This window comes from Persephonella marina EX-H1 (assembly GCF_000021565.1).
Classification (GTDB): domain Bacteria; phylum Aquificota; class Aquificia; order Aquificales; family Hydrogenothermaceae; genus Persephonella; species Persephonella marina.
Genome location: NC_012440.1, coordinates 315,883 through 335,668 on the forward strand (window position 1 = coordinate 315,883; position 19,786 = coordinate 335,668).

The 19,786-nt window shown below is 38.0% G+C and carries 24 protein-coding genes and 2 tRNA genes; 4 read left to right on the forward strand and 22 right to left on the reverse strand.

Going from position 1 to position 19,786, the window contains the following annotated elements; all coding sequences use genetic code 11:
• Positions 1–5 precede the first annotated feature (5 nt).
• Together PERMA_RS01715 and PERMA_RS01720 are read right to left on the reverse strand one after the other, a co-directional pair.
• On the reverse strand, positions 6–1,142 hold the full coding sequence (locus PERMA_RS01715) for a KamA family radical SAM protein (RefSeq protein WP_012676893.1): 1,137 nt from the start codon (positions 1,140–1,142) through the stop codon (positions 6–8).
• Positions 1,143–1,553, reverse strand: a complete 411-nt coding sequence (locus PERMA_RS01720) for a DUF2231 domain-containing protein (protein ID WP_012675947.1) — start codon at positions 1,551–1,553, stop codon at positions 1,143–1,145.
• Positions 1,554–1,630: 77 nt separating this feature from the next.
• On the opposite strand from PERMA_RS01720, the gene PERMA_RS01725 reads away from it, so the two are divergent.
• Positions 1,631–2,071, forward strand: coding sequence for a TIGR00725 family protein (locus PERMA_RS01725; protein ID WP_012675940.1), 441 nt, complete (start codon positions 1,631–1,633; stop codon positions 2,069–2,071).
• A 1-nt stretch (position 2,072) separates the two neighbouring features.
• Here PERMA_RS01725 and PERMA_RS01730 read toward each other — a convergent pair.
• Positions 2,073–2,147: transfer RNA gene (locus PERMA_RS01730), tRNA-Glu, on the reverse strand.
• A gap of 1 nt (position 2,148) precedes the next feature.
• Positions 2,149–2,224: transfer RNA gene (locus tag PERMA_RS01735), tRNA-Lys, on the reverse strand.
• Positions 2,225–2,316: 92 nt separating this feature from the next.
• On the opposite strand from PERMA_RS01735, the gene hypA reads away from it, so the two are divergent.
• Positions 2,317–2,670, forward strand: a complete 354-nt coding sequence (gene hypA / locus PERMA_RS01740) for a hydrogenase maturation nickel metallochaperone HypA (protein ID WP_238527224.1) — start codon at positions 2,317–2,319, stop codon at positions 2,668–2,670.
• Here the strand turns inward: hypA and PERMA_RS01745 are convergent, their stop codons facing one another.
• The 16 genes from PERMA_RS01745 to hisIE form a co-directional block, all read right to left on the reverse strand.
• Complete coding sequence (locus tag PERMA_RS01745; RefSeq protein ID WP_012675204.1) at positions 2,671–4,086, reverse strand: 4Fe-4S binding protein; 1,416 nt, start codon at positions 4,084–4,086, stop codon at positions 2,671–2,673. It abuts the gene before it with no gap.
• A 16-nt stretch (positions 4,087–4,102) separates the two neighbouring features.
• Positions 4,103–6,235 (reverse strand): TonB-dependent receptor, encoded by a 2,133-nt coding sequence (locus PERMA_RS01750; RefSeq protein WP_012676268.1) that lies wholly within the window; start codon positions 6,233–6,235, stop codon positions 4,103–4,105.
• A 185-nt stretch (positions 6,236–6,420) separates the two neighbouring features.
• On the reverse strand, positions 6,421–6,972 hold the full coding sequence (locus tag PERMA_RS01755) for an ARID/BRIGHT DNA-binding domain-containing protein (RefSeq protein WP_012675416.1): 552 nt from the start codon (positions 6,970–6,972) through the stop codon (positions 6,421–6,423).
• Between the two features lie 9 nt (positions 6,973–6,981).
• Positions 6,982–7,788, reverse strand: coding sequence for an LpxI family protein (locus PERMA_RS01760; protein WP_012676548.1), 807 nt, complete (start codon positions 7,786–7,788; stop codon positions 6,982–6,984).
• Positions 7,785–8,582: an acyl-ACP--UDP-N-acetylglucosamine O-acyltransferase gene (gene lpxA, locus PERMA_RS01765; RefSeq protein WP_012676716.1), complete on the reverse strand. Its 798-nt coding sequence runs from the start codon at positions 8,580–8,582 to the stop codon at positions 7,785–7,787. Before lpxA ends, PERMA_RS01760 begins: the two co-directional genes overlap by 4 nt.
• 9 nt (positions 8,583–8,591) lie before the next feature.
• Positions 8,592–8,909: a thioredoxin gene (gene trxA / locus PERMA_RS01770; RefSeq protein WP_012675724.1), complete on the reverse strand. Its 318-nt coding sequence runs from the start codon at positions 8,907–8,909 to the stop codon at positions 8,592–8,594.
• A 3-nt stretch (positions 8,910–8,912) separates the two neighbouring features.
• Positions 8,913–9,224, reverse strand: a complete 312-nt coding sequence (locus PERMA_RS01775) for an ArsR/SmtB family transcription factor (protein WP_012675464.1) — start codon at positions 9,222–9,224, stop codon at positions 8,913–8,915.
• A gap of 135 nt (positions 9,225–9,359) precedes the next feature.
• The gene (locus PERMA_RS01780) at positions 9,360–10,244 is read right to left on the reverse strand and encodes a CoB--CoM heterodisulfide reductase iron-sulfur subunit B family protein (RefSeq protein ID WP_012676592.1); all 885 of its coding nucleotides are present in this window, start codon (positions 10,242–10,244) and stop codon (positions 9,360–9,362) included.
• On the reverse strand, positions 10,244–11,308 hold the full coding sequence (locus tag PERMA_RS01785; RefSeq protein WP_012675215.1) for a succinate dehydrogenase/fumarate reductase iron-sulfur subunit: 1,065 nt from the start codon (positions 11,306–11,308) through the stop codon (positions 10,244–10,246). The genes PERMA_RS01780 and PERMA_RS01785 overlap by 1 nt, the downstream gene beginning before the upstream one ends.
• Positions 11,309–11,447: 139 nt before the next feature.
• Positions 11,448–11,834, reverse strand: a complete 387-nt coding sequence (gene queF, locus PERMA_RS01790; protein WP_012676591.1) for a preQ(1) synthase — start codon at positions 11,832–11,834, stop codon at positions 11,448–11,450.
• A gap of 1 nt (position 11,835) precedes the next feature.
• Positions 11,836–12,708 carry a polyprenyl synthetase family protein gene (locus PERMA_RS01795; protein ID WP_012676537.1) on the reverse strand — a complete coding sequence of 291 codons (873 nt, stop codon included), beginning with the start codon at positions 12,706–12,708 and terminating at the stop codon, positions 11,836–11,838.
• Complete coding sequence (locus tag PERMA_RS01800) at positions 12,709–13,059, reverse strand: YraN family protein (protein ID WP_012676892.1); 351 nt, start codon at positions 13,057–13,059, stop codon at positions 12,709–12,711.
• Between the two features lie 8 nt (positions 13,060–13,067).
• Positions 13,068–13,688 carry a ribonuclease HII gene (locus tag PERMA_RS01805; protein ID WP_238527241.1) on the reverse strand — a complete coding sequence of 207 codons (621 nt, stop codon included), beginning with the start codon at positions 13,686–13,688 and terminating at the stop codon, positions 13,068–13,070.
• Complete coding sequence (gene rplS, locus PERMA_RS01810; RefSeq protein ID WP_015898869.1) at positions 13,669–14,067, reverse strand: 50S ribosomal protein L19; 399 nt, start codon at positions 14,065–14,067, stop codon at positions 13,669–13,671. The genes PERMA_RS01805 and rplS overlap by 20 nt, the downstream gene beginning before the upstream one ends.
• A 65-nt stretch (positions 14,068–14,132) precedes the next feature.
• Entirely contained in the window at positions 14,133–14,615 is a 483-nt protein-coding gene (locus PERMA_RS01815) for a peroxiredoxin (protein WP_015899033.1), read from the reverse strand.
• An 11-nt stretch (positions 14,616–14,626) separates the two neighbouring features.
• Positions 14,627–15,256 carry a bifunctional phosphoribosyl-AMP cyclohydrolase/phosphoribosyl-ATP diphosphatase HisIE gene (gene hisIE / locus PERMA_RS01820; RefSeq protein ID WP_012676250.1) on the reverse strand — a complete coding sequence of 210 codons (630 nt, stop codon included), beginning with the start codon at positions 15,254–15,256 and terminating at the stop codon, positions 14,627–14,629.
• Positions 15,257–15,342: 86 nt separating this feature from the next.
• On the opposite strand from hisIE, the gene dxs reads away from it, so the two are divergent.
• A complete protein-coding gene (gene dxs, locus PERMA_RS01825) occupies positions 15,343–17,238 on the forward strand; it encodes a 1-deoxy-D-xylulose-5-phosphate synthase (RefSeq protein WP_012675826.1) in 1,896 nt (631 codons plus the stop codon).
• On the opposite strand, the gene PERMA_RS01830 is transcribed toward dxs, so the two are convergent.
• Positions 17,235–17,657, reverse strand: coding sequence for a DUF2203 domain-containing protein (locus PERMA_RS01830; RefSeq protein WP_012676748.1), 423 nt, complete (start codon positions 17,655–17,657; stop codon positions 17,235–17,237). The two genes, dxs and PERMA_RS01830, sit on opposite strands and share 4 nt — an antisense overlap.
• 148 nt (positions 17,658–17,805) lie before the next feature.
• Here PERMA_RS01830 and PERMA_RS01835 point away from each other — a divergent pair, with 148 nt between their 5' ends.
• Entirely contained in the window at positions 17,806–18,393 is a 588-nt protein-coding gene (locus PERMA_RS01835) for a bifunctional nuclease family protein (RefSeq protein WP_012676133.1), read from the forward strand.
• 11 nt (positions 18,394–18,404) lie between these two features.
• Here the strand turns inward: PERMA_RS01835 and PERMA_RS10435 are convergent, their stop codons facing one another.
• Positions 18,405–19,760 carry an ankyrin repeat domain-containing protein gene (locus tag PERMA_RS10435; RefSeq protein WP_049756059.1) on the reverse strand — a complete coding sequence of 452 codons (1,356 nt, stop codon included), beginning with the start codon at positions 19,758–19,760 and terminating at the stop codon, positions 18,405–18,407.
• Between the last annotated feature and the right edge of the window lie 26 nt (positions 19,761–19,786).

Genomic DNA, 19,786 nt, shown 5'->3' on the forward strand with positions numbered 1-19,786 from the left:
GCTTTTCAGCCCCATTTTATATCAGTTTTTACTATCTCTCCTTCATAATTTCTGAATACTGTTGATTTATCGTTTATCTCAACAATATACTCAGGGAGTAGAGGAACCTTTCCCTTTCCCTCGGGAAGATCAACAGCATAGGTCGGTATTCCAAGTCCAGACAGCCTTCCTCTTAGATACTCCATAATCTCTATACCTTTTTTGATATCAGTTCTGAAATGTAAAACACCTTTTGTTGGATCGCAGAAAAAAAGGTAGTAGGGCTTTATCTTTACTCTCAGTAATGATCTCATAAGTTCTTCAATAATGTATTTATCATCATTTATCCCTTTTAAAAGGACTGTCTGGTTTAGAACAGGTGTTCCTGTTGAGAGAATATTTTTTACAGCTTTTTTTGTCTCCTGTGTTATCTCATTTGGATGGTTAAAATGTGTTACTATCCATAACTTGTCGTATCTTTCAAAAAGCTCAAGCAGGTTCTCATCATAAAATCTGAAAGGGTTAACAACAGGTTCTCTGCTTCCTATCCTTATGATGTCAACATGCTTTATACCCTGTAACCTGCCGAGTATATAATCTAACTTTTTATTTGGAAGTGTTAAAGGATCACCACCTGATATAAGAACTTCCCTTATACTCCTGTTTTTCCTTATGTATTCAATCATTATATCAATATCTTTTTTAGATTTAGCTCTTTCCCCGTATATAAAGTTCCTCTTTCTCATACAGTGTCTGCAATAAACAGAACAGAAAGTTGTGACCCTGAATAGAACCCTGTCAGGATATCTGTGTGTTATACCTTCTACAGGTGATCTCTCTTCATTAAATGGATCATTACTCCCATTATTCTGGATATCGGGATCTATCTCTTCAAAGGATGGAAATATCTGTCTGAAAACAGGGTCTGTATAGTCAGGTTTTTTAACAAGGGAGATATAATACGGGGTTGTTCCAAAATGGAATACTGGGGAGACCTTCTGGAATATCTCCTTCTTTTTTTTGTCTATACTGAAGACCTTTTCTAATTCCTGAATACTTTTTATTCTGTTTTTTAACTGCCATTTCCAGTTATTCCAGAGATTTTCATCTATATCTTTCCACAGATCAAACCTCTGCCAGTATCTTTCAGGAAGGAAGTTCATCTACTCTCCACGTAATGTGTGTATGATGATCTCATTACTGATAAGGTTTGTTATAACTGTGGTAAGGTAGAGAAATATATAGACTGTTGCTATTCTCTCATTATCCCTTACAAGCAGGTATGACCTTAAAGCCAGTATCAGCAGGAATAAACCAGTAAGAAGTGTTCCTGTTACAATATGGAAGCTGAATCTATTTATGTTCTCACTTGCGGCCTTCAGGTAGTTATACTCTATAAATCCTGTAAAACCTGCAAGTAATGCGAGAATACTGCCGAGTATAACAAGGTATCCAGAAAACTTAAAGAGAATATCCTTATGAGATATTAATGCTCCTATCTCAAAAAACAGACCAAGCAGTGGTATCAGTACTCCAAACCTACCGAAGAAAGCATGAACAAGATTGAGTTCCAAAATCAGCTCCGCTGTTATTTTTATGATAAATTTTAATTATAAAAATTTAGAATGTAAAAACAAGGGGATATATCATAATGAAGCAGGTAACTGTAATAGGAGGATCGCAGGTAAACAGAAACTCAGATGAGTATATATTCGCCTATAAACTTGGTAAACTCCTTGCTGAGAATGGCTGTATCGTTGTTTGCGGTGGAAGGACTGGTGTGATGGAGGCTGTCTGCAAAGGAGCTAAAGAATCTGGTGGAACGACAGTTGGCATTATGCCTTCTTATGAAGGTTATGAGGCAAACCCTTATGTTGATATAAAGATAAATACAGGTATGAACTGGAACAGGAATCCTATAGTTGTTGCCTCAGGCGATCCTGTTATAGCTGTAGGTGGAAATTACGGGACACTTTCAGAGATAGCATACGCTTTTATCCTTGGAAAGAGGGTTTTAGGTTATAAAACACATAAGATTGAAGGGATTATTACTGTCAATAAACCTGAGGATGTTCTGGAATTTTTAAGATAAATGCCCCCGACGGGATTCGAACCCGTGTCGCCGGCGTGAAAGGCCGGTGTCCTAGGCCTGGCTAGACGACGGGGGCATGGTGAGCCGCCTGGGGGTCGAACCCAGGACCACCGGTTTAAAAGACCGGTGCTCTACCAACTGAGCTAGCGGCTCATAAAAACAGAAAAATATTATATGTGTAATTACGGTTATTGTCAACCGCTGTTTATGTTAAAATTTAGGTTTATCTGACAAAATTACTGAAGGTGTTTATCTTGCATGAGTTTTCTATTGTTCAGAGCTTGTTAGACCTTATTGAGAAGAATGTGAGAGAAAATAACGGGAAGTATGTAACAAAGGTTGTTGTCAAAATTGGGAAGATGTCCGGTGTTGAGCCTCATCTTCTAAAAATAGCCTTTGATACATTCAAAGAGGGAACTGTATGTGAAAAAGCCAGAATGGAGATGATAGTACAGGATGTTATCGCAAGATGTAAAAGCTGTGGTAAAGAGTTTACAGTTGATAATTACAGCTTTGTCTGCCCCGGGTGTGAAGGGACAGACATTGATATTGTAGATGGAGAGGATATGTATCTTATAAGTCTTGAGATGGAAGTCTGATCAGTGGTGGTGACCTGTATGTCCAAAGTATCTTACGTAAAGTATAAATACCGTAAGCCCGAGATAGAATATAATTATTCCCGATGATAGTATATATGAAACTATCTTTTTAAAACCTTTTACCTCGAAAAATCCAAGCCTTCTCCACATAATATACCCGCTCCAGAATGCTGCTATAAATGGGAATATATTAAATATCCTGAGCCACGTATCTTTTCTGTCTGCTAGAGGTTCAACTCTGAAATCAAGGAAGAAAGCCTGAGCAAAACCGTTTATAACCTCATGGTAGTAATGGGTGAAAAAGAAATGGCAAACATGGGAAAGACTACCAACGATCATCAATGGGGCAAGTGCGTATCCTAAATTAAGGAATACATCCCTGTATGATCTGTTTATAATCCTTGAGGTCAGATAAAATCCTCCTAGAACAAGAGATAGGGTTATGAGTAGAGCCATTATTAATGCTGTTAGGCCTACAAAATCAAAAGGTTTTCCTATGCCTGTAGTTTCCTGAAGCCATTTTCCGATTATCACCCAGGGAAGGCTCTCTTTAACAGGTGAGTGTCCAAGTCCGTGGTGAAATCTCATTGTTATCGTTATAACAGCAAGGAGAATAATATACACCCATACTTCCCAGCTCTGGGGTTTTGGTATCTTTTTTAAAAGACTGTGAGACCATCTCCTGACTGAGAGCTTAACACCTTCACAGCTATTTGCACATTCCATACATAATGTACATGTATCCATAGAGTTATTCTTATCAAACTTTAATGGACTGAGCTTGTAAGGACATGCAAATGCGCAGTCAGGTTTATCGCATTTACTGTCACACAGTTCCCTGTTATACGTTGAGAGCCAAGTAAAACCTACCCTTGCAAAAGCAGGAGCTACCCTTCCTATAGGACAGAAATACCTGCAGTATGCTCCATTTGTAAAAATGAGTGAGACAGCTATCGCAAGTAGTGTGAAGAAAAGAAAGAAAAGAGCTGTGACTAAAGGCTCTCTCAGTACTCCAGGAAATGTGTAAAGTATAAACCAGTAAAGTATAATGTTAAGACCAAGACCTATATAAGGATTTTTTAAACCTTTTGGAAGATTCAGCTTTAATCCTGATTTACTTAACTTTCTTGATAAAAATCCATGGGGACATACCATACAGAAAAAGTTTCCCACTGTTGGAAGAGTTATGACCATAAAAAAGGGCCAGAACAGCCCCCAGAAGAGGGCTGTCGTAAATATATTTTCCTTACGGTCAGGATGAATAAGCCCAAAAAAGATAGCATAAAGGGTTAGCAGCAGCAGAGATGCCCTGAGTATATTTAAAAACTTCACATTACCAAAGGTTGATCTGAAAAGTTTAAATCTCAGCAGATCATTCTTTTCTCTTATGAGTGGGAAATCTGAAAACTTTTTCATAGTTTATCCCCTGTTTTTAAAATTTGTAAGATGCTCTCAGCATGTAAGTTCTTGGTGGTGCTGGATATATGTTGTATCCCCAGTCTGTTTTCAGATACTGTGATGCGTACTTTTTATCAAAAAGATTTCTTATATCAAGTGAGATCTCAAATTTGTCTCCTTTCTCATAACCGATCATAACATTTGTTATATTCTTGTAATCGCTGTACTTTTCTGTATTTGCATCATCGGCATAGTAAGACCCCCATGTATTCAGCTCTATCCTGAACTTAAAACCAGCAGGAAGTTTTCCTACAGTGTATAGACTGTACATATAGTCCGGTATGTAGTGCATCTTGTTTCCGCTGTAGTCGTATCTGTTTCCGTCACTATCTGTATAAACAAAAGTTTTATATTTGAAATCGTAGTATGTGTAAGAACCACCTATAAATACCCCTTTTAAAACTTTTAACTTGGCATCAAGCTCAAATCCCTTTTTATGTGTCTTTCCAGCATTCAGATACATTCTGTCTCCTTCCGCTGTGTATGTTCTGACTATCTCATTTTCAGTAACCATAAAGTAGACAGCACTGCTGAGGTAAAATCTACTTCCTGCAGCTTTAAGGCCCGCTTCGTAATTCACAGTGTTTGATGCGTCCAGGTCTGGATTAACTAGAAGCTCACTGTCCTGTGGTGTCTGGAAGCCTGTAGAGACTGTTGCGTATGTTGAGAGATCAGGTGTCCATTTATAAACGACGCCAACCCTTGGGCTTATATAGTTCCATGTTTTTGATGCTTTTTCTTTGATAGGAGATGTGTATTTAATATAGTAGGGTCCGTAATACCTGTATGTTCTGTTGTAAACGTAATCAAGATCAAAGTATGAGACCTTCTCAATATCAAACTTGACGGTGTCAATCCTTATTCCAAGATCAACGATAGTTTTTCTTGTAGGTTTTAAAGTTTCCTGTGCAAATACGCCAAGACTGTAATTTCTATTTTTCTGATCATCATAAAGAAGTCCTCTATCATCAGTGAGTACATACTCTATCTGGTTGTCAGCTGTTGCATTGGAACAGTAATCAATATCTCCATTTATAAGCTTACACAGCTGGTAGGTGTACCTTTTTGAGTTGTAATGGTCGTATCTTCCCTGAATTCCTGTGATCAGAAGAGAGTCTTTACCGAAGAGCTTATGTTTCAGCTCAATCTGTGCATCTATACCACCAACGTATGAACCACCATCATTAACTCTCCCGAAAACAGGATGGTAATGTGTCCACCTCTGCAGATAAACAGTTCCCTTTAATGTCAGATTCTCTGATATCTCATTTGTGTATCTGTTACTCCAGAAAAATATCCTTGAGTATCTTCCTGATCTTCTCCAGGGGCTTGATGTCTGCTGTGAAGGATCCTGTTCAAACTCATCCTTATCAAGACTCCCCGGAAGCTGAAGATCAGACTTTGTGAAGCTTACAGTTGTTTCAAAGGAAGATGAGTCATCTATGAGCCAGCCTAACTTTGTTGTGGTCTGGAAAGTCTCAAATCTGTTCCACTCCCTCCAGGAGTCAGACTTTCTGTAAGAGATTGATGTGTTATAAAAAAGACCTCTCCCGTTGTTCCCTCCATAAAGAAGTCTGTACATATACGTTCCGTAATTTCCATATCCAGCTCTTACCTTAAATCCCTGAAATTTAAAAGGGTTTATTGTTATAAAATTGACAACACCACCGGCTGAGTTTGCTCCGTAAAGTGTTGAGTTTGGACCTTTAACAATGTCTATCTGTTCAAGCAGTTGTGGATCCACAAAATCAAGTCTTGTAAGTCCGTCTGGATCTGTTATTGGTACTCCATCAAGTAGTATATTTATCTCCCTTACAGCATAAGGGGCCTTCAGTCCTCCACCTCTTATAATCAGTCTTACGTCATACCCTCCATTTTTTGTTGTTGCCTGAACACCAGGCAGACCTTCAAGAACCTCGCTTATGTTGTACTGCCTTTCCATCTCTATCTCTTCTTTTGTGACAGTCTCAACACCGGCAGGTATGTCAAGCTCTGCCCTTTCAACCCTTGTTGCTGTTATCTGTGTTTTCTCGAGTTTTATAACTTCCTGAGCTGAGACAAGACCTGTGATTAAAAGTGCTGATAGTAGCGGTAAACCTTTCCTCATTCTGCCCTCCTGAGTTAATCTTATGATAATTTAACAAAATATATAACATAAAACTAACGTGAAAAATAATAAAAAGTCAAGTGTAAATATCAAAATCTCAGAAGTAAGGCAGGTTTAGAAATGGAGGTTTTTACTGTTAGTGTGCTAACAGTTTATGATTTCCTGGCAGGATAAAAGCTGATTTATCAGATGTTGTATATCTTTTTCAGCTTTGTGTATATCAGGCTCTTTATTACCTTCTTTGGATCTATATTCTGTGCTACGAACTTTTTTTTGATCTCTCTCTTTGCCTCTTCCTGAAGTTTTTTCTTCTCATTTTCAGGGAGATTTTTCCACAGATAACTCACAACTCTCCTTTCTATCTCAAAATCCCTGAAAGCACTTTCAACCTTTTCTACATTCAGTATCTCTGGTGGAATGTTCAGTCTTTCAATAACTTTTTTCCATCTGTTATTGCTCTCTTCTTCTGATCTTATCTTTCTTTGTGGAGGACTGTTTTTCTGGTGTGAAAGCTTCTTCTCAATACTCAAAACTGAAAACTTTTTTCTCTTAGATTGTGGATAGGAGATTATCTCTGACTCTATAATTTTTTTTAATCTCTCTAGGGGTATATTTTCTGAGTAAAACTTTTTTATTAATGATTTTTCCTTACTTGAAAGAAATCTGTTTATGCCGGTTTTTTCTTTTATAAAATCTGTCAGCTCTTTTATGTAAGCTTCCTGTGTGATCTTATCCATACATAAAATTTAGATCCTGAATCCAATTACAGCAATACCGAATTTTTCTGCAAGTTTTTTAAATTTTTCTCTCTCTAAAAGGAATGTTTTGCCAGCTTCCACAGCCAAAAGTCTGGCTTTTGCCTTTTTCATACTTTTTAATGTTTTTGTTCCTATAACAGGGACATCGTATCTCATATCCTGATTTTTCCTTGCAACTTTACATACCACAGTTCCCTCTCCACCAAGTTCACCACCTCTGATTATACATTTATCAGTTCCTTCTATTCCCTCAACGGCAATAACTATCCCATCTTTAACAACTACAGTCTGTCCTATATCAAGCTGGGCTATCTCCTTTGCTATCTTTAGACCAAAAAGGGCGTCATTCATAAGCCTTTTGTCCTCAATTCTACCTGCTATCAGGCCTTCTTCTATTAAAAGATTTTCCAGATATGGTGTTGGGTCTATAAAGCTGAATCCTTCCTTTGAAAGCTCATCCATTACAGCTTCAAGTATTGTTTTTGCTCTTTTGTCTTTTAATTTTGAGAAGAACTCCCTGGCCCTTTTATCAAGTTTGTGCAGAGAGAATATAAGTGAGTAATGTTCAATCTTTCCTAACATTACAAGATCTTTTATACCCTCTTTTTTTAAGAGATCTATAAGTTTTTGAGCCTCTCCAAAGTTGAGCCAGTGGGTTTTTCCATATTTCTCAATATTTCTGTCTGTGGTCTTTTTAATGGCGAGTACTGTTACATGGATTCCTTTTTCAGATGCTGATCTTGCAAACTCTAAAGGCAGTTCTCCTGAACCTGCAATCAGACCAACTTTTCTCATCCTCTCTTGGATGCCTCAGGGGCTATACCTCTTTTTGACGTTTTTACGAACTCTATAAGATTCTGGATCTCAGGTGTGCTTGGAAGCTTTTCTTCAACCTCTTTTATCCCTTCCTGGATCGTTGCTGATTTTCTAAAGAGTATCCTGTATGCTTCTTTCAGTATCTTTATCTGTTCAGAACTGAAACCTCTCCTTCTAAGTCCTACAAGATTAAGACCGTAAAGAAGAACATGGTTTTTTGCAGCTCTTGTGTAAGGTGGTATATCCTTATCAACAGCAGAGGCTCCGCCTACCATAGCATAATCACCAACCCTGCAGAACTGATGGATAGGTGTAAGGCCACCTATAAATACGTAGTTTCCTATCTTTACATGTCCTGCCAGTGTAACAGCGTTTGCGAGTATAGTATCGTGACCAACTTTACAGTCGTGTGCTATATGAACATAGGCCATAAGATAACTGTTGTCATCTATCTTTGTTATACCATCATCAAATGATGTTCCCCTGTGAATAGTTACATACTCTCTTATAGTTACATTATTTCCTATTCTGACGTACGTTTCTTCACCTTTAAATCCTAAATGCTGTGGGATTCCCCCTATAACTGAACCTTCATGGATCTTACAGTCTGATCCGATTGTTGTGTATCTTTTTACTGAGACATGGGATTCAAGTTCTGTGTTATCTCCTATCTCAACATCTTCCTCAATAACACAAAAGGGGCCAATCTTTACATTGACCCCTAGTTTTGCTTTTGGACTTACAATACTTGTTGGATGTATTTCTACGCTCAATTAAACACCTTAAACAAGGAGGCTTTTTAATACTTCCTTGGGCTGAACGCCAACTTTTGTATCAACAACCTGACCGTTTTTGAATACCATTATTGTTGGTATAGCCCTTATTCCATATTTCATTGCGATATTTGGATTTTCATCTGTGTTGAGTTTGCATATTTTTGCCTTTCCCTCAAGCTCTTCTGCAAGTTCTTCTATAACAGGAGCTATTAATCTACAAGGTCCACACCATGGTGCCCAGAAATCAACAAGAACAGGTAATTCAGAATTGAGAACTTCCTGCTCCCAGTTGGATTCATTTACTATGCATACTTTGCCAGCCATATTTTAATCCTCCTTTAGTAATAGCTTATAGATTTCAAGAGCTTTTTTGTTCTTTATGTAGTAACAAACGATAGAACCTTCTCTTTTATACCCTAGTATACCCTTATTTCTAAGTACAGACAAGTGCTGTGAAACGTTCGGCTGGGGCAGGTCAAGAGCTTCCCAGATATGCTTCACACATTTCTTACCTGAGCTTAGAAATCCTATGATCTTGAGTCTGCTTGGATGGGCGAGGGCTTTTAAAAGATCAGCATTCTCCTCTAAAAATTCTTCATCCTGCCATCTGTTGTTTTCAAAGGTTTGTTCTTCCATCATGGCATCACCTTCTACAATTTATTATATTAGAATAAGCTTAATTTTATTATAATATAATAAAGTATATTAATGCAAATGCAAGATATTTATCTGAAATTAAGAAGATAAGAGGGGGAGAAAAACTCCCCTGGAGATTTAAGCTACTTTCTGAATTATATCTGCTGTTGAAACTATATGTTTATTGAGACCTAACTCCTCAGGTTTGAATCCTATAGCAAGGCCTATCATCTGTGGCAGATGGAGAACAGGCATTCCTATCTGTGTTCCCATTCTTTCCTCAGCTTCTGGCTGCATAGCATCAAGCTGTGTATGACATAAAGGACATGGTGTTACCATAAAATCAGCTTTTTCTCTTTTTGCAGATTCAGCATCCATAGCTGTCAGTTTTAATGTTACCTTTTCTTCAGCTGACCAGAATGAGTGGAATCCACAGCATGCAAGTTTGGCCTCGTGGTCTGTTGGATTTCCACCTAAAGCTTCTATAAGCATCTCAATGGATTTTGGATTGTCAGGATCTTCATAACCTATAAGATAAGGAGGTCTTATTATATGACATCCGTAAAATGGGGCTATCTTAAACTCTTTTAAGGGTCTTACCACCATCTCTTTTATCTTGTCCAGACCTACGCCATCTATAAGTTCCCACAGGAAGTGGGTAACCTCTGATGTTCCTTTATATTCAAGACCCGCTTCCTTTAATACCTCATTAACAGCATCTTTCAGTTCCGGATCATTATCAAGCTTGAACTTTGTTTCTCTCAGCATAACTGTACATGTGTTACATATCGTCAGAAGATCAAGCCCTAACTCCTCTGCCAGGGCTAAATTCCTCGCATTTATCGTTAATGCCAGGAACTCATCCTTTTCCTGGACAGCTCCTGCTCCACAGCATGTTGCAGCCTCAAGTTCTATAAGCTCCATCCCAAGCTTTTCTGCCACAAGTTTTGTTGAGTTGTAAAGCTCGGGAGCTACCCCTTTTGCTGAACATCCTGTATAAAATGCGTATTTAAGCTCTGCCATTACTCATTACCTCCAGTTTCAGTAAAATTAGCCCTTTTTCTTGTTTTCCTTTTATCCTCATAAACAACACCCATAATCTGTGGGAGTTTTATTTTTACCTCTTTTTCCTTCTCTTTTGCCTTCTCATATATCTTCTGGACCTCTTCAAGTCTCTTTATCTTGTGACCTCCAAAGAAATCAGCAAAGTTTACCTTTCCTTTTACCATCATTCTTATTCCAAATGGAGCTCTTTTGATTGCTCCAAGTATCCCTTCCTGCTTCATTGGAAGGAGCATCTCATTTAAGAGACCTCTGTTCAGGATGTCCTTCTCAAATATCTCAGCATGTATCTCCCCAGGTGTTTTATAACCTTCCTCAGCAGCCATAATTCTCAGTCTTATTATATTTTCAAAAGGCTGAACCTCTTTTGGACATCTTGTTGTACATTCCCAGCATCTTACGCACCACTCAAGGTTAAGATCATCAAGAACAGCATCAAGTCTTTCTTCCTTCGCTCCATCCCTTGTATCAGCGGCAAATCTGTAAGCTTTTGATAGAACCATAGGGCCGTGGTAATCCTTGTTAGCTTTTAATGCGTTACAGTCTGACATACATGATGCACACAGAATACAGTCTGATGCAAAATCTATTCTGTGATGGTCGTAAGGATCCTGTCTGTACTCTGTTCCGTCAGATGGTGGAGGCTCTTTGGGTATAAACCAAGGCTTTATTCTCTTCAGTTTATCAACAAGCCAGTCCATATCGTATATAAGATCCTTTAAAGGTCTTACATTTCCTATAGGATCAACTGTTATCGTGTCTGTCTCATACTTCTGGAGTATATGTGTTACCTGAACCTTACAGGCTAGTGTTGCGTGCCCGTTAATTCTTACCGCACAGGAACCGCATATAGCAGCTCTACAGTTGTATCTGAATGATATTGATGGATCCTGCTCCTCTTTCGCCTTAAAAAGGGCTGCGAGAACTGTCATTCCCTTTTCTACAGGGAGTTCATAGGTTTTGTAGTAAGGGTTTGTATCTTTTGTGGGATCGTACCTGAATATACGTAGTTTAAATTTTTCCATTCCTCTCACCTCTTAACCTCTTTGATCTGAGAAGTTTGTTTAATTTTAAAACAAAAAATCTAAAATTAAAAGTCAAAATATATTTTTTATAGTTCTGATAATTAGATTAATTCATTTTAAATGAAACTGCAAACCTGTCTCATTTACCCTGTTCTTCCGATGATATTTTTATAACAGTTTTCACATTCCCCCTTGGATTCCAGTCCCCTATAACCTCCAGAAATCTTGGTTTTAAGAGATTGTAAAGATCGTCGTAAATTTTGTTTGTAGCTTCCTCATGTGAGATATACTGGTTTCTGTATTTATTTAGGTAGAGTTTTAATGATTTTAGCTCTACTATATACTGATCCGGAACATAGGTTATCTTTATTGTGGCAAAATCAGGATAACCTGATCTTGGGCAGAGGCATGTGAACTCTGGAAATGTTATGTTTATTGTGTAGTTCTTTTCAGGGTTAGGGTTTGGCCACACCTCAAGTTTTGCTTCCTGAATCTCCTTCTCTCCGTACTTTAACTCTCCCGACATATCATACCTCTCTGTTTATAATAAATTTTGCTATCTCAATCAAGATCTCAGGTCTTTTCAGTTTTTCAACCTCAGACACAGCTTTTTCAACATACTCCCTTGCTATCCTTTTTGATTCTTCAATCCCGTAAATTGAAGGGTATGTGAGCTTGTTTTTATCCCTGTCCTTCTTTGTTTTTTTACCTAACTTCTTCTCATCTCCTATCTCATCAAGAATATCATCCTGTATCTGGAAGGCAAGTCCTATGTATAGACCATAGTTTTTAAGTGATATCTCCTCCTCCTCTGTGGCATCTGCAAGAACTCCTCCCATCTGGCAGCATGACTGTATAAATTTTGCTGTTTTGTGTGTATGTATGAAATTGATATCATTAAAGGAGTTCTCCTTTTCATGCAGTATATCAGCAGCCTGTCCACCAACCATCCCGTATATCCCTGTTCCATGGGAGAGTATATTAATAACCTTCAATAATTTATCCGGTGGTACAGTTCTGTTTTTTGATATCAGTTCAAAAGCATACGACTGGAGACCATCTCCGGCCAAAATTGCTATAGCCTCACCGTAAACTATATGACATGTAGGTTTACCCCTTCTAAGTTCGTCATCATCCATTGCAGGAAGATCGTCATGGATAAGTGAGTATGTGTGTATAAACTCTGTTGCTACAGCTATATCCACAATATCCTTTATATCTTCCATACCTACAGCTTTTGCAGACTCTAAAACAAGAATAGGTCTTAACCTTTTCCCACCTGCTGAGAGACTGTAAGCCATTGCATCAAAGAGCTTCTCAGGTATACCTGATGGTGTAAGCCTTTTTATCTGTTCATTAATAAAAACCGACTGTTTTGCTAAGAAATGTTTGACATCCATTCAGTAATCCAGGTCAAAAGCATTTTTTATATGGAATATATTATTATTCACAATTGAGATAATATCAAACCTTACCTGTTTTCCTTTTATATCTCTTTTTAAAAGATAAAACTGGGCTGTTTTTATTATCTTTCTCACCTTTTTATGGTCTATACTCTCCTCTGGATAGCCGTAACCTGTACTTCCCTTACTTCTCACCTCAACTATAACAATAGTCCCGTTATCCTCAGCTATTATATCTATCTCACCAAACCTTGACCTGAAATTTCTCTCCAGAATACGGTATCCTGAGTTTCTCAAGTACTCAACAGCCTTATCCTCACCTTCTTTTCCCTTTATCCATGAGAACAAAAGAGCACCTATATATTGAGTCTGTACTGTATATCTATTTTAAAGGATTTTCTGTGTATTGGTGTGAGACCGTATCTTATGATCTCTTCTCTGTGAAGCTCTGTAAGATACCCCTTGTGTTTATCAAATGAGTGGGGATAGTATTTTGAAAACTCCTCCATAATTCTGTCTCTGAAAACCTTTGCTATTATGGAAGCAGCAGCTACAGAGAGGCTTTTTTCATCAGCTTTTTTCAGTGATATATGGGGATAAGGATCAAACTTAACATAATCGGTGATAAGATAATCAAAGTTATGGTTCATATCCTCAATAGCTCTTTTCATAGCGAGTTTTGTTGCGTTGTATATATTTATCCTGTCTATAACTGAGTTATCAACGATACCTATACCGACAGCTAAAGCTCTCTCTTTTATCTGTGTGAAAAGCTCTTCTCTCTGTTTTTTTGTGAGTTTTTTTGAGTCTTTAAATATGAAAGGCTCTATATTCTGGGGAAATATTACAGAAGCTGCAACAACGGGACCTGCAACAGGTCCCCTTCCAGCTTCATCTATACCTGCGATATTTTTAAATCCTTTACTCCACAGCTCTTTTTCAATCTGGAGCATACATCTACTGGTTTTCTTTTGCAGCTTTAGACTCTTCAGCTCTCTTTCTGATCTCCCACTCTTTGATCTCTCTGATTCTTGCAGCTTTACCTCTTCTCTCTCTGAGGTAGTAGAGTTTAGCTCTTCTAACCTTACCTCTCTTTGTAACCTCAACTTTGTCTATTGATGGGCATGCGAAAGGGAATATCCTCTCTATCCCTACACCGTAAGACTCTTTTCTGACTGTGAATGTTTTTCCTGTTCCGCTTCCTTTTATTCTTATAACAACGCCTTCAAAGACCTGTATTCTTTCCTTGTTTCTTTCCTTAACCTTAACATGAACCCTTACTGTATCCCCTACTCTGAACTCAGGGAAGTTCTTAGGCATGTATGCCTGCTCTATCTCTCTGATAAGTGCGTTCATTTCTTCCTCCATTAATGAATTTAGCAAAACAATAGTTTATTACAAAAATCTTCCCAGTTCAATATCTAACCGATCAGTCTTTCAAGCTCCTCAACAACTTTCTGGACATGACCTTTTGCCTTAACATTCTTCCATTTTTTAACGATCTTACCTTCTGGGGAGATTATGTATGTTGATCTTATAACACCTTTTGTTACCTTTCCGTACATCTTTTTCTCTCCGTAGGCGTCATAAAGCTGGAGAACATTCTTCTCAGGATCACTCAGCAGATAGAAGTTAAGACCGTATTTCTCTTTGAACTTTTTATGACTTTTTATACTGTCTGGACTTACACCGGCTACTACAGCTTTATCTCCTATAACATTGAGATTGTCTCTAAAATCACATGCCTCAGTTGTACATCCCGGTGTGTTGTCCTTTGGGTAAAAGTAAAGGACCAGATACTTACCTTCAGATAGGAGATCTTTAAGGCATACCTCCTTTTCGTTACCCTCAGGATCTAAACCTTCAAGACAGAAATCCGGTGCTTTATCTCCTTCTTTAACCATCCTGTTTCCTCCTATTTATATCTTTTTAAAAGCTCTTCCTGTATATCTTCAAGTTTAACCCCTGAATCAACAAGGGCTATTAAAAGATGGAATACAAGGTCTGATGCCTCGTAAACTATCTCATTTTTATCCCTGTTTTTGAGGGCTATAACAGTCTCAACAGCCTCCTCTCCGACCTTCTGTATTATCTTGTCTGATCCTTTACTGAAAAGTTTTGCGACATATGATCCTTCAGGTCTTTTCTCCTTCCTTTCCTCTATCTTTTTATAAAGTGCGTGCAGTATCTCGTATGGATCAGGTTTCTCTTTCTCTTTAAAATCTATATCCCTGTAAAAACAGCTTTCCTTTCCTGTATGGCATGCAACGCCGTAATCAACAACTAGATAAAGAACAGAGTCACCATCACAGTCCACTCTTATATCCACTACTCTCTGTTTATTTCCTGATGTCTCTCCCTTTATCCAGAGCTCATTTCTTGATCTTGAGTAGTAGGTTGCAAAACCTGTTTCTACAGTTTTAAGGATTGCCTCCCTGTTTGCATAGGCCTGCATAAGAACCTTCCCTGAGTAGTAACTCTGTGTTATGACAGGAACAAGCCCTTTTTCATCAAATCTGATCTGATCTATATTGATCTCTGTCAAAGTAAATCTCCTTCTATAAAATTAGACTTATTTCTTATAAGTATTATATTATTTTAGGACTGAATATCATAATAAATGGGGATGGTATGAAAGAGTTTAGGGTATTGGACAGGGTGGAAGACTTCAGAGATCTTAAAGATCTTTCAGAGGAAGAGCTTAAACTGCTTGCACAGGATATAAGGGAGTATATCATAGATGTTACCTCAAAAAATGGTGGACATATAGGTCCTTCCCTAGGTGTTGTTGAGCTTACCATAGCTCTTTTGAGAGCTTTCAATCCAGAAGTTGACAGGATTATATGGGATATAGGTCATCAGGCATACTCTTACAAGATCCTTACAGGAAGAAAGGAACAGTTCAAAACATTAAGACAGTATGGTGGAATTTCTGGATTTCTAAAGATAAAAGAGAGCCCTTACGATCATTTTGGTGCTGGCCACAGCAGTACATCAATATCGGCAGCTCTTGGTATGAGGGTTGCTAAGGATCTGCTGAAAAAAGAGGGCTACACGATAGCTGTTATCGGTGATGGTGCAATGACTGCAGGTCAGGCCTTTGAAGGTCTGAATCATGCAGGATGGCTTGATCCATCAAAATTTATTGTGATACTGAATGATAACCAGATGTCTATCTCTCCAAATGTTGGAGCTATATACACATACTTCAACAAGATAATCACAAACGAGGTTTACCAGAGATCAAGACAGAAACTGAAGGATGTTCTGAAAAAGGTTTTTGGTGAGTCAGGTGCGAAATTTGCGAGGAAGTTAGAGGAGTATGCAAAGGGTCTCTTTACACCTGGAGTTATATTTGAGGAGCTTGGTTTTACATATGTTGGAACTATTGACGGACACAGTATAACAGATCTTGAGCAGACGCTTAACAATGTTAAAAAGATGAGAGGTCCCATCCTTGTCCATGTTATAACGCAGAAAGGGAAAGGTTATAAACCTGCCGAGGAGAATCCTACACCATTCCATGGTATATCACCTTTTGACAAGATAACAGGTGTTCCTATTAAAAAGTCTGTTGAGAAGCCGTCGTGGAGTAAGGCTTTTGGTGAGGCTCTTGTTGAACTTGCAGAAAAAGATGAGAAGATAGTTGCCATAACTCCTGCCATGAGGGAAGGTTCAGGACTTACAGAATTTTCAGAGAGATTCCCTGACAGATTTTTTGATGTTGGTATAGCTGAACAGCATGCTGCAACTTTTGCCGCAGCACTTTCAAAGGAAGGTATGAAGCCTGTTGCATCATTCTACTCAACATTTCTCCAGAGGGCTTATGATCAGGTTGTTCATGATATAGCTATTCAGGGACTTCCTGTTGTTTTAGCCATTGATAGAGCCGGTATTGTTGGGGAAGACGGACCAACACACCATGGGGTGTTTGATATCTCCTTCTTAAGGTCTGTACCTGATATTGTTATATCAGCTCCTAAGGACTGGCAGGAGCTTAGAGATCTCCTTTATACCGCTGTTAATTCTGGAAAAATATTTGCTATAAGGTATCCTAGGGGAACTGTTACAGGTGATAAGAAGGAAGGGTTCAGTGAGATAAAGATAGGAAGCTGGGAGAAGATATCTGAAGGAAGGGATATAGCCATACTTGCTGTTGGTAAGTATGTTCAGAGAGCTGTTCAGGTGAAAGAGCTACTGAAAAAGTACGGCTACAATGTAACTGTGATCAATGCAAGATTTATAAGACCTATGGATATAGAAATTCTGGATGAAACTCTAAGGACTCACAAGTATATAATAACGATGGAAGATGGTTCATTAAACGGCGGATTTGGATCTGCAGTTGGAGAGTACATACTGGATAACTCCTACACAAATGCTCTTTTAAGATTCGGTATTCCTGATAGGTTTATAGGGCATGGAAAGATAGAGCTTTTAGAAAGAGATTTAGGCCTTTTACCTGAACAGATGGCAGAAAAAATAAAAGAGTTTATTTCACAGGAAAATTACAAGGTTGTAGGCTAAGGGGTCAGCCTGTTCTTATCCTTACCTGTCTGTTCTGAGAGTAATGATATATGCTTTCTGCCTGCAAAACCTTCAGAGGCTTTATGCCAGTACTCTATCTGTTCTTCACCTTCCTGCCAGCACAGGTATATCTGTTCGCCGTTATACTCTGATGGGAAATCTACCAGAAATGGATCAAGACCTTTAACATATGCACCGAAACTCTCAATTATATCTATCAACTCATTTATCTCGTCATTCATCATCGTGATCTCTGTCTTGAGATACATTATCTCAAGCTCATCATTCTGGTTTTCTATCTCTTCCTCATAACTTTCTATAACATTGTACAGCTTATCCCTTTTGTCTTTTATCTCATCTACTAAAAGTTTTATCTGAGGCAGAATGCTGTTTGCTTCATGCAGGCTAAAATACTTCATAATATCCTCCGGATACTTTCTATTACATTATATACGAAAAGAGATCAGTAACAACTAATTTATATCATACTTGAAAAAAACTGAAATATTTATATTTTTCATAATAAGAAAATATGATAATAGATTTATTAAATTTGGAGGTTTAAAGATGATACAGGTTAAGGTTAAAAATATAGGGCTTGATTCTTTAACAGGATCCCCAATTCTAATTCTTGCAGATATAAACAATGAGGAAGATGTGTACCCGATATGGATAGGTGTTTCAGAGGCTGAAGGAATTATAATAAAACAGAGCGGTGTGGAGACACCAAGACCTTTAACTTATGATCTTATGAAGAATATAATTGAAAGCCTTGGTGGAAAGGTTAAAAAAGTAGCTATTATAGACCATAAGGATAATGCTTATATAGCAGAGATTGTTATTGAAAAAGATGGTGAGGAGATCAGTATAGACTCAAGACCAAGCGATGCTATAAATATAGCTCTAAGGTTTGATGCTCCTATCTTCTTAAATGAGCAAGTTGTTAAAAAGGTCAATATTAAGGAGCTTAAAGAAAAAGAAGAAGAGAAGGAAGATATAAAGACTGTTGAGGATTTAGAAAGCTATACTGAAGATCAAAATGAACAGAATGTTGAACAGGATAAAGAGCTTGAGGAGTTCAGAAAACTTCTTGAGAATATTAAACCTGAGGATTTTGCCTTAAAACCTGATGACAAAAATAAGAAAAGGGGTTAATCCCCCTTTTCCTATCTGCTCTGTGCTTTTGCTTTAAGCAGTATCTTCTTTATCTCTTCAACTTTTGCATAATCAAGTGGTGTTTTTCCTCTTAGATCCTTTGCATTAACATCTGCCCCATGTTTTATAAGCAGTTTTACCATATCTGTATGTCTTCTAAGTACAGCAAGATGCAGGGGAGTTTCCTTGTATTTCCCTTTAACATTTGGATCAGCACCTTTTGTCAGAAGGAGAATAGCAACCTTTATCTTTCCTGCCATAGCAGCTTTAAAAAGAGGTGTCCATCCTTTATTATTTTTAGCATTTATATCAGCTCCATGATCTATGAGCAGTTTTGCGACTTTAAAATGTCCTTCAAGTGATGCTGCATGTAAGGGGGTGTTTCCATACTCATCTCTAACATTCACCTTCGCACCGTTTTTTAAAAGGAGTTTTGCTATTTCCTCATTACCATTTCTTGCTACAACATGTAAAACATAGTCTCCGTACTTGTTGTCCCTTGCATTTACATTTGCTCCTTTCTCAAGCAGTTTTTTAACAAATCCTATATGTCCCCTAAAGGTTGCTTCATGAAGTGGTGTCCATCCGTCGTTGTCTTTTGCATTTATATCTGCACCTTTCTGGATGAGAAAGTTTACAGTTTTCTCATCTACCCCTGATATAGCTATAAGGAGAGGGGTTTTTCCGTTTTTATTCCTTGCGTTTATGTAGGCTCCTTTTTCAACAAGGTATTTTGTAACATTGAATTTCCTCTGGGATACGGATTTGTGAAGGGGTGTCTCTTCATCTTTGTCCTTTATGTTCAGTTCAGCACCCTTTTCTACCAGTATCTTTACCGTTTCAAGTTCACCTTTGTAGGCTGCGAAATGTAGAGGTGTCCATCCTTCACTGTTCTGTTCATTTATGTCAGCCCCGTACTCAATGAGTATCTCAACAGCATCAGGATAACCGCTCATAGCTGCCATATGGAGAGGGGTGTTTCCATTTCCGTTTTTTGCATCAATCTCAGCACCGTTATCTAAAAGTAGCTTTATAACCTGTGCATACCCAAAAAATGCAGCCTCATGTAGCGGCGTCCATCCTTCAAGGTTTTTTGCGTTAACATCAGCTCCACTTTTTATCAGCTCTTTAACAAGATTTATATCACCTTTCATTGATGCTATATGTAGCGGTGAGTTTCCTATAATATTTTTTATATTAACACCTGCACCTTTTCCTATAAGTTCCTTTATCTTCGGTATATCTTCTTTAGATATCGCTTCTGTGAGCTGTTTGTTCAGTTCTGCTCTTGTTGCTCCAATGGATGGTGAGATAAATGTAAGGCTGAAGATCATACCTGCCACTACAAAACTTACTGCTTTGCCCATTTTATCCTCCGTTTTGTTTGTAATAT